The organism is Citreimonas salinaria (assembly GCF_900107235.1).
GTDB classification, from domain to species: domain Bacteria; phylum Pseudomonadota; class Alphaproteobacteria; order Rhodobacterales; family Rhodobacteraceae; genus Citreimonas; species Citreimonas salinaria.
Map to the genome: position 1 here is coordinate 69,627 of NZ_FNPF01000019.1, position 9,347 is coordinate 78,973.

General features: G+C 66.5%; 14 protein-coding genes. 13 read left to right on the top strand and 1 reads right to left on the bottom strand.

Annotated features, from left to right (window positions below; all coding sequences use genetic code 11):
* Position 1: 1 nt before the first annotated feature.
* From BLW27_RS17920 to BLW27_RS17965, 11 genes are all read left to right on the top strand, one after another.
* Positions 2-493 carry a DUF411 domain-containing protein gene (locus BLW27_RS17920; RefSeq protein WP_089885480.1) on the top strand — a complete coding sequence of 164 codons (492 nt, stop codon included), beginning with the start codon at positions 2-4 and terminating at the stop codon, positions 491-493.
* A 4-nt stretch (positions 494-497) separates the two neighbouring features.
* Positions 498-638, top strand: coding sequence for a hypothetical protein (locus BLW27_RS21345; RefSeq protein ID WP_177177981.1), 141 nt, complete (start codon positions 498-500; stop codon positions 636-638).
* Positions 635-1,141: a c-type cytochrome gene (locus BLW27_RS17925; RefSeq protein WP_089885482.1), complete on the top strand. Its 507-nt coding sequence runs from the start codon at positions 635-637 to the stop codon at positions 1,139-1,141. Before BLW27_RS21345 ends, BLW27_RS17925 begins: the two co-directional genes overlap by 4 nt.
* 47 nt (positions 1,142-1,188) lie before the next feature.
* Positions 1,189-1,716, top strand: coding sequence for a DsbE family thiol:disulfide interchange protein (locus BLW27_RS17930; protein ID WP_089885533.1), 528 nt, complete (start codon positions 1,189-1,191; stop codon positions 1,714-1,716).
* Complete coding sequence (locus tag BLW27_RS17935; protein ID WP_089885484.1) at positions 1,713-1,988, top strand: hypothetical protein; 276 nt, start codon at positions 1,713-1,715, stop codon at positions 1,986-1,988. The genes BLW27_RS17930 and BLW27_RS17935 overlap by 4 nt, the downstream gene beginning before the upstream one ends.
* 23 nt (positions 1,989-2,011) lie before the next feature.
* The gene (locus tag BLW27_RS17940) at positions 2,012-2,296 is read left to right on the top strand and encodes a hypothetical protein (protein WP_089885486.1); all 285 of its coding nucleotides are present in this window, start codon (positions 2,012-2,014) and stop codon (positions 2,294-2,296) included.
* 53 nt (positions 2,297-2,349) lie between these two features.
* The gene (locus BLW27_RS17945; RefSeq protein ID WP_089885488.1) at positions 2,350-2,991 is read left to right on the top strand and encodes an SCO family protein; all 642 of its coding nucleotides are present in this window, start codon (positions 2,350-2,352) and stop codon (positions 2,989-2,991) included.
* Positions 2,991-3,605: a thioredoxin domain-containing protein gene (locus BLW27_RS17950; RefSeq protein WP_089885490.1), complete on the top strand. Its 615-nt coding sequence runs from the start codon at positions 2,991-2,993 to the stop codon at positions 3,603-3,605. The genes BLW27_RS17945 and BLW27_RS17950 overlap by 1 nt, the downstream gene beginning before the upstream one ends.
* Positions 3,602-4,096 (top strand): hypothetical protein, encoded by a 495-nt coding sequence (locus BLW27_RS17955; RefSeq protein ID WP_089885492.1) that lies wholly within the window; start codon positions 3,602-3,604, stop codon positions 4,094-4,096. Before BLW27_RS17950 ends, BLW27_RS17955 begins: the two co-directional genes overlap by 4 nt.
* On the top strand, positions 4,089-4,814 hold the full coding sequence (locus BLW27_RS17960; RefSeq protein WP_089885494.1) for a cytochrome c biogenesis CcdA family protein: 726 nt from the start codon (positions 4,089-4,091) through the stop codon (positions 4,812-4,814). Before BLW27_RS17955 ends, BLW27_RS17960 begins: the two co-directional genes overlap by 8 nt.
* Positions 4,815-4,985: 171 nt before the next feature.
* On the top strand, positions 4,986-7,328 hold the full coding sequence (locus tag BLW27_RS17965) for a heavy metal translocating P-type ATPase (protein WP_089885496.1): 2,343 nt from the start codon (positions 4,986-4,988) through the stop codon (positions 7,326-7,328).
* Positions 7,329-7,602: 274 nt separating this feature from the next.
* Here BLW27_RS17965 and BLW27_RS17970 read toward each other — a convergent pair whose 3' ends face one another.
* Positions 7,603-8,010, bottom strand: coding sequence for a hypothetical protein (locus tag BLW27_RS17970; protein ID WP_089885499.1), 408 nt, complete (start codon positions 8,008-8,010; stop codon positions 7,603-7,605).
* Between the two features lie 481 nt (positions 8,011-8,491).
* On the opposite strand from BLW27_RS17970, the gene BLW27_RS22150 reads away from it, so the two are divergent.
* Both BLW27_RS22150 and BLW27_RS17980 read left to right on the top strand, forming a co-directional pair.
* Positions 8,492-8,755, top strand: a complete 264-nt coding sequence (locus tag BLW27_RS22150; RefSeq protein WP_089885501.1) for a ParA family protein — start codon at positions 8,492-8,494, stop codon at positions 8,753-8,755.
* Complete coding sequence (locus BLW27_RS17980) at positions 8,692-9,132, top strand: ParA family protein (protein WP_143042338.1); 441 nt, start codon at positions 8,692-8,694, stop codon at positions 9,130-9,132. Before BLW27_RS22150 ends, BLW27_RS17980 begins: the two co-directional genes overlap by 64 nt.
* Positions 9,133-9,347: the final 215 nt, after the last annotated feature.

The following is a 9,347-nucleotide window of genomic DNA, read 5'->3' on the forward strand; positions in this document are numbered from 1 at the left end:
CATGAACCGCAAGCTTCTCACCGGCACCGCCCTCGCGCTGGCCGCCGTCTCCGCCATCGGCATCGCGACCTTCACCACCGCCGAAACCGACAGCGCGGCTGTCACGCTCGCCGAGACCACCGTTCCCGCCGATCGGCAGATGACGATCTGGCGCGATCCGAATTGCGGCTGCTGCGACGCCTATGCGGACTACATGGAGGAGAACGGCTACCATGTGACGCGGATCGACGACCGCGACTTCGACAAGCGCTCGATCGAGGCCGGGGTGCCCGAGCAGGGTCTTGGCTGCCATCTCGCGCAGGTCGATGGCTACTATGTCAGCGGGTTGGTCCCGGCCGAAATCGTGGCGCGGCTGACCACCGAGCGCCCCGAGATCACCGGCATCACCCTGCCCGGCATGCCGATGAACGCCCCTGGCATGGGCGGCAAGAGTGGCACGCTCAAGACCTACGCCTTCGCCGGCGACGAAGTGACGGTGTTCTCCGATGAATGAGTGCATGGAGGCCATGATGTCGATGATGAACGGACCGATGATGGGCGCCATGATGGCCGGGGGCGGGCTCGTCATGCTGCTGGTGCTGACGCTGCTCGTTCTGAGCCTGTTGGCGCTGGTTAAGTTCCTCAGGAGCGCGCGATGAGACGCGGGCTGGCCATCGGCCTCGCCTCGGGCCTGATTGGCGCCGCCGCGATCGCGGCGGTGGCCCAAGGCTTGATGGAGGGGGACTCGCAGGGAGCGGCACCGGCGGAGATCGCGGGGCTCGCCATCCTCGGAGAGCCTGTCACGCGGGACATGGTCGAACAGGGCGGCGCGATCTATGCCGAGAGCTGCGCCGCCTGCCATGGCGCGCAGCTCGAGGGCCAGCCCGACTGGCGCCGCCGGACCGAGGACGGGCGCATGCCCGCCCCGCCGCATGACGACAGCGGCCATACCTGGCACCACGCCGACCGCGATCTCTTCACCATTACCAAGCATGGTGTAGGTGCGGTGGTGCCCGGCTACGAGAGCGACATGCCGGCCTTCGAGGGCCTGCTGAGCGATGACGAGATCAAGGCGGTGCTGGCCTACATCAAGACCAGCTGGTCCGAGCGCGAGCGCGGCTTTCAGGCCGAGGTCTCGGCCGGGGCCGAGGGCAAGCCATGAACTCGGCGGAACAGGCCCCACGCAGGCGATCCCGAGGCCGGGCCTTGGTGCTGCTTCCGGCGGCGCTGTTCGCAGCGCTCGCGGCGGCTTTCTACTGGGGCCTGATGAACTCCGACGACCGACTGCCCTCGGCCCTGATCGGTCGCGCGGTGCCCGAATTCGACCTGCCGCCGATCGAGGGCCGCGATGACGGTCTGTCCTCCGCCGGTTTGCAGGGCGAGGTGTCGATCGTCAATGTCTGGGCCTCGTGGTGTGTGCCCTGCCGGGTCGAGATGCCGCTGCTGGTCGAGCTGGCCGCCCAAGGCACGGTTCCCATCCACGGCATCAACTACAAGGATGCGCCGGACGCGGCGCTCGCCTTCCTCGACGAGACGGGCGATCCTTATACCCGTATCGGCGCCGACCGCTCTGGGCGCACCTCGATCGACTGGGGTGTCTACGGGCTGCCGGAAACCTTCGTCATCGATGCGCAGGGGCGGATTGCCTACAAGCATGTCGGTCCCTTTGACCGCCGCTCGCTCGAACAGGACATCCTGCCGGTCGTGCGACGGCTCCAGTCGGAGGCCGAGGCATGAACGAGCTGTCGAAATCCGCCCCCGTGACCGCCCCTGTCCGCCGTTTCCCGGCGTTCGGGCGGCGTGGCTGGATGGTGCTGGCCTTCGCCGTCATCGGCACCGGCATGATCCTGAACTGGGGCTGGCTCACCGCCATCGGCGCCACGCCCCTGATCCTGAGCTTGGCCCCCTGCGCCGTCATGTGCGCGTTGGGCCTCTGCATGCGTGGGGGCTCGTCCGCCTGCGCCAACAAGAGCGATCCGGCGACCAAGCCGGACGTTTCGACCGACTGAAACCCACTCCGAAAGGACACGACATGAAGACCACCACCAAGCTCGGCGGCGCCGTCGCCCTCTCCCTGATCGCGCTCGCCCCCCTGGCCCACGCCCAGGAGACCGCCCCGGCGGAAACCCAGGAGACGACGAAGGAAGGCGGCCACATGATGGGCGGCGACATGGCCGGGATGCAGGGCATGGAAGGCATGGAAGGCATGGAAAACATGATGCCCATGATGATGAAGCACATGCAGGCCTGCATGGAGATGATGGAAACGATGAACACCCACATGCAGGAACATCACGACGAGGCCGATCAGGGCTGAACGAAGGCCCGCCCGGGCCCTTGCCCGGGCGGGCCAACCGGAAAGACAGACAGATGCCCAATTCCCACAGCTTTTACCGACGGCTGCGTTTCCTCCTCTGGAGCGGGGCCGCCGTTTTCGCCCTGGCCATCGCGGGACTTGTCGTCCTGCGCGATCCCTCCGCGCCCATTGAGGTTGCCTACAGCGGCGAGGCCGACATCCGCTCCGACTTCGAGCTGATCGACCACACCGGGCGTGCGGTGACACAGGCCGATTACGCCGGCCGCTGGCAGCTCGTGTTCTTCGGCTTCACCAACTGCCCCGATGTCTGCCCGACCACGCTGGCCTACATGGCCACCGCGCTTGATCTTCTGGGCGAGGATGCAGACCGGATCGCGCCCCTTTTCATCACGGTGGACCCCGAGCGCGACACGCCCGAGGTCATGGCCGACTACGTCGCGAACTTTCACCCCGACCTCGTCGGGCTGACCGGCAGCAACGATCAGGCCACGGCCGCCGCGCATGCCTTCAAGGTTTATCACGAGCAGCTGCCGGATGCGGAGGCCGCCGACGGATACCGCATGGCGCATGCCGGCCACATCTACCTGATGCGGCCCGACGGCCGCTTCGAGGCCGTCTTCCTGGAAGGCGACCAGCCCCCCGAGGACCTGGCCCGGGAGATCGAGATGCGTCTTGAGGCGGAGGGGCGAAGCTGATGCGGCGCCTCGTTCCCATTGCCATGACCATGGCCCTGCTCGGCATCCCGGCGCTGGCCGATCACCCGGGCGAACGGCTCGACGAGGTCACCGCCCAGAAAGAGCCCGCATTCGAGGCGATCTCCGGCCCCCCGCCTGATGTGGACCTCATAGGCGCGGATGGTCAGCCGCTCGATCTCGCGGACCTCGCGGGACAGGTTGTGGCCGTGAATTTCCGCTCGAGCCCTTGCCTCGAGCCCTGCCGGGCGCAGCATGATCGGCTTGCGCAGACGGTGGCGTCGCTCAATGCGAGCCCGATGCGCGAGATGGTCCGCTTCATCACGATCGCCGAGGAACCGGACGGTATCGACACCGTCGACGCCGGGAACTGGTCGGTCGCGGTGCCAAATGGTGCGCTCGAAGACCTCGAGGTAGAGTTCGCCTCCCGATCCGCACGAAATGGAGACAACCCAATGATTCACCTCTTCGACCGGGAGGGGCGGCATGTCGCCATCTTCCATGGCGCCAGCTTCGCGCCGCTCAACCTTCTCATGCATATCAATGGCCTTACCAACGCGCATCCGCATCCCGAGCCCGAGGGCCTGCTCGACCGGGCAAGAGGGTGGTTCCGATGACCGCGGCCGCGCCTGCGCCTTCGCGCACCGCCACCCGTCCGGACTGGCTGACGGTCCTGCGGCGCTACTTCCTGTTCTCCCTCATTGGTCACCTGCTGTGGGAGATCGCCCATATCCCGCTCTACACGATCTGGATCGAAGGCACGGTAGGCGAGATCGCCTTCGCGATCCTGCATTGCACGGGTGGCGATCTCTTCATCGCCTTCAGCACGCTGCTCCTGGCGCTCTTCGCCCTGGGCTCGGGGGATTGGCCCCGTCGGAGCTGGGCTCCGGTGCTGCTCGCCGCGGTGGTGATGGGCGTCGGCTACACCATCTTCAGCGAATGGCTGAACATCACCGTGCGCGAGGCCTGGGCCTATCGTGACATCATGCCGGTGATCCCGGTCATCGATGCGGGCCTGACCCCGTTCCTGCAATGGCTCGTCGTGCCCGTGGCCGCCTATCTCGGCGCCACATCCCGGCTGTCCTGGCGGGGAATCACCCGTGGCTGACATCCAGTCGCTCGGCCTTCTCGCCGCGCTGCTGGCCGGCACCGTCTCCTTTCTGTCGCCCTGCGTCCTGCCGTTGGTGCCCGGCTATGTCTCCTACATCGCCGGACGAACGGCACCGGGCAACACGCAGGGCCGCGCCGCGACGATCGGGCTGAGCCTCTGCTTCGTGCTGGGCTTCTCGACGATCTTCATCGCCCTTGGGGCCTCGGCCACGGCGCTCGGACAGGCGCTGTTGCGGTGGCGCTTTGAACTGAACATGGTCGGCGGCGGGATCGTGATCCTCTTCGGGCTCTTCATGCTCGGGGCCGCGCGCCTGCGGTCTCTCGAACGCGAGTTCCGGCTGAACCTCGACATCCCCGGCGGCCAGCCGACAGCCTCCTATGTCCTCGGTCTGGCCTTCGGCTTCGGATGGACCCCCTGCATCGGCCCCATCCTTGGCGCGATCCTGACCGCAAGCGCCGCGCAGGCCACCATCGGAGACGGCATGACGCTTCTCGCGGTCTATTCGGCAGGGCTGGGACTGCCCTTCCTGATGGTGGCGGCGTTCATCCAGCAAGCCAGCCGACGTCTGCGTTCGGCGCGCAAATTCGGACGCGTTCTGCACCGCGCCGCGGGCGGTGTCATGGTGTTGATGGGGCTGGCGATGATGACAGGCCAGCTAAGCGACCTGTCTTACTGGCTGCTCGAAACCATGCCTGTGTTGGGAAGGATTGGATAGAACCATACTGGCAATCGGTCTGTCTTTCGAACGCAAGCCGAGACGAGATCGAGAGATCAGAGCGTCCAGTGGACGACGCATCCGGCACAATGCCGAATTTATCTTGCCCCACGAGGGCTTCTTGCAACGCGGGAGCCACACGACACCGCTCTCGGATTTGAAAGGCATGTCATGGGCCAGAGTCGCCATACCCATCATCACGATCTGCCCGGCGATCAAACAGCGATCGACCCGGTCTGCGGCATGTCGGTCAATGTCGAAACCGCCAAGCATGTCTCGGACCACGAGGGGGAGACCTTCTATTTCTGCTCGGCCAAGTGCCGAGAGAAGTTCGACACCCGGCCCGAGGTCTTTCTCGATCCCGCGCTGAAGGCCGCGCCGCCCGAGCGCGAGGACGAGATCTACACCTGCCCGATGCACCCGGAGATCGAGCAGGTCGGCCCCGGCTCCTGCCCGATTTGCGGCATGGCGCTGGAGCCCAAGGGCATCCCGATGACCGAAGGCCCGAGCGAGGAATACATCGACTTCCGCCGCCGCTTCGTGCTGAGCTCAGCCTTGACGATCCCGCTGGCAATTATCGCCATGGGCCGGCATTTCGCGCCGCAGGCTTTCGCCATCATCTCCGCGCCGATGCTCGACTGGATTGAATTGATCCTCGCGACACCGGTGGTGCTGTGGTGTGCCCTGCCCTTTTTCGAGCGGGGCTGGGCCTCGGTCCGCAGCCGCAACCTCAACATGTTCACGCTGATCGCGCTCGGCGTTGGCGTGGCCTATGTCTACTCGGTCGTGGCCACAGTCGTGCCACAGATATTTCCGCCGCAGTTCCGCGGCCACGAGGGCGAGGTCGGCGTCTATTTCGAAGCGGCGGCGGTGATCGTGACGCTGGTGCTACTGGGCCAGCTGCTGGAACTGCGCGCGCGCGAACGCACCGGGGGCGCAATCCGCGCGCTGCTCGATCTCGCGCCCAAGACCGCGCGCCTTGTCGACGACCGAGGCGAGCGCGACGTGCCGCTCGACATGATCCGCTCGGGCGACCGGCTGCGCGTGCGGCCAGGCGAGAGCGTGCCGGTCGACGGCGTGGTTCTGGAAGGACGCTCGACCATCGACGAGAGCATGCTCACCGGCGAGCCGATCCCGGTCGAGAAGGCCGAGGGCGACGCGGTCACCGGCGGCGCGATCAACCAGACCGGCAGCTTCGTGATGGGGGCGCAGCGCGTCGGCGCCGACACCATGCTCAACCGCATCGTCGCCATGGTCGCCGAGGCGCAGCGCAGCCAGGCGCCGATCCAGAAGCTCGCCGACAAGGTCTCGGGTTACTTCGTCCCCTTCGTCGTCGGGATCGCCTTGCTGGCTTTCGTGGTCTGGAGCTTGTTCGGTCCAGCCCCGGCGATGGCCCTCGGCCTCATTTCGGCAGTTTCGGTGCTGATCATCGCCTGTCCTTGTGCGCTCGGTCTCGCCACACCGATGTCGATCATGGTGGGCGTCGGCAAGGGCGCGGGTCACGGCGTGCTGATCAAGAACGCCGCCGCGCTCGAACGTTTCGCCGCCGTTGACACGCTGGTCGTGGACAAGACCGGCACCTTGACCGAGGGACGCCCCGCCCTGGTCGAGGTATTGGCTGAAGGCATGACCGAGGACGAGCTTCTGGGCCTCGTTGCGGCGCTGGAGGCGCAGTCCGAGCATCCGCTGGCGCGTGCCATCGTCGAGGGTGCATCGGCGCGCGGCATCGCCCTGCCCGAGGTCGAGAGTTTCGACAGCACCACCGGCAAGGGCATCTCGGGACGCGTCGCGGGCCGCAGCGTCGCCATCGGCAACGTCGCGATGATGCGGGATGCGGGCGCCGACACCGCCGCCCTATCCGAGCGGGCCGATGCCGCGCGGCGCAAGGGGCAGACGGCCATTCTCGTTGCGGTGGACGGACGCGCCGCCGGGCTGGTCGCCGTGGCCGACCGGATCAAGGAGACGACGCCTAAGGCCATCGCGGCGCTGCATGACGAGGGCCTGCGCATCGTCATGCTCACCGGCGACAACGAGGTGACGGCCCGCGCCGTGGCCGAGGATCTCGGCATCGATGAGGTGATCGCCGAGGTGCTGCCCGCCGACAAGCAGGCGGCGATCCGAAGGCTGCAATCGGAGGGCCGCACCGTGGCGATGGCCGGCGACGGGGTGAACGACGCGCCCGCGCTCGCCGCCGCGGATGTCGGCATCGCCATGGGCACCGGCGCTGATGTCGCGGTGGAAAGCGCCGGCGTCACGCTGGTGCGCGGCGACCTGACGGCGCTGGTCACCGCGCGCCGGCTCAGCCGCGCCACCGTGCGCAACATCAAGCAGAACCTCGCTTTCGCCTTCCTCTACAACGGCCTCGGCGTGCCCGTCGCCGCGGGCTTGCTCTATCCCTTCACAGGGCTGCTCCTGTCGCCGGTGATCGCCGCCGCCGCAATGAGCCTGTCCTCCGTCTCAGTGATCGGCAATGCGCTCAGGCTGCGTGCCGCGCGGGTGGGGTTCGACGGGTGACACGAAGTGCGGGGCGGCGCCGAACCCGCCGCCCCACTTCTGGTTGAGTGGGACAGGGAGACAGATCATGTCGAAGTCGAAGAAGGCCAACCCGGTTACACCGTCAGTGCGGCGTGAAACTTCACAACGTGATGGGACACTGCCCATGGGTTCTACCGACCCCTGAGCAGTCACTACACAGCCCGGCCCCAGTTCGTTTTAGTGTCCGATAACCCGTCTTATCGGATACAAAAATGGACCCCGGCGGCAACGCCGGGGGCCTGCCCTGCCCGCCTCAGGCCGCCAGCGCTCGGTCGAGCGTCGCGATAATGTCCTCCAGCCGCGCTGCGCTCCACCGCAGGTGCGTGTCGAAAGACGCGGGGCCGGATAGGCCCCACGCCGTCTCCAGCCGACAGCGGCTTGGAATCTCCCGTAAGGTCTCGAGCAGGATTTCGAGGCAGGTCCGGGCATCCTCGAGCAGATCCCGGAGATCCTCGATCCCGGCATCGGGGTCGAGATGCAGCTGGTCCAGCGCCGCGAGGGCGCCGGTGGCCTGGCTTCGGCCGGCCTGGGCCAGCAGGCGGCCGAGCGTGTTCTGCTCGGCATCGAGCCACGCGCCGAGGCGGTGGAGCGCCACCTCGAGTCCGCCCGCGCTGACGCTGGCGCCCGGCGTGGCGAAATGGGTGTAGATGATCGAGTTCATTGCGAACCTCCGTTGCGATATGTCCGGGGCATTCGCCCGAGGGCCGCGTCGGAAAGGACGGCGGCAATCGCCGCCACGGCCGTCAAGATGGGGGTCGCGAGGGGTCGAGCGTGGGTGGGTCCTGCCTTTCTTTGTTCGAAGTGAATCTTGGTCGCTTTCTTCGGCAACGAAGGAAAAATCGGAAAAATGTTGGTTCAGCTTCCTTGGCCGCAGGAGATCCCCCGCATCGGCGCGGATCTGGCGGCGCCGGCTGCGGTCTTTCTCGAAGGCGCACGACATCTACATCGACGGTATCGAGAAGCCCGTTGCTCGGATGAAGGCGACCGGGAAAGGCGTGGAGCTGATACTGACCGGCGAACGGACCGAGGGGTTACTTGCTTGGGTTGCCGAACATGGCGAAGAAATCGTGGAGCGAATGATACGGGACCACGAGCGCGAGGCTCGCGGTGATCCGCCTGTCGAGCTCATAGGGCGCTGAGTGATGAGCCATCGGACCAAAATCATTGCGGTCGCCACACAAAAGGGCGGCGCCGGCAAGAGCACGATTTCGATCCATCTTGCGGTTCAGGCGATGCAGTTGAAGAAAGACGCGCAGGTGATCCTGCTGGATCTTGACCCTCAGGCTCTGTCGCCGATTGGGCGAAGCTGCGCGAGCTTGAGGACCCGATTGTCCTGCAGGCCATGCCCGGCAGTCTCTCCGCCTACCTCTCCCAGGTCGAGGAGGATGGCGCCGACTACGTGGTGATCGACACGCCGCCCCATGCCGGCGGCACCATCGATGCGGCGATCCGCGCGGCGGACCTGGTGGTCATTCCTATTCGGCCGGGACCCTTCGACATCAACGCGGCCGCGGGCACGGTCGGGATCATGAAACAGACCGGTCGCCCCGGGATTTTCGTGTTGAGCCAGGTGGCGGCCGTCGGGCCAGAGGGCGACGACACCGCGGCGGTGCTGCAGGAGCTCTACCCGGACGTGCCGGTGGCGAAGGCGCGGCTCGGCCAGCGCAAGGCCTTCATGCAGGCGCTGATCTCCGGTCAGGCGATCACCGAGTTCGACAGGCCGAGCTCGAAGGCAGTCGGCGAGATCAAGGCGCTGTTCCGGGAGGTGCGGAGCAGGCTGTGACCAACAAAAGCGGCATCAGATCAGGTAGATATGTGCTTCCGATTTCGGCAGTCTGAGCCCATCTCCCTTGGGCAAGGACACGAGCAGCATGGTCAACGTCACGAGTGTAAATCTTCCCGCGTGGTCTTGCCCCCGTTTCGCCGGACACTCAGGCAGTTGCGGTTTGAGCTGCGATGAAGTCGCGTGGCGAGCGCATCTTCAGCCCTGAGTGCGGG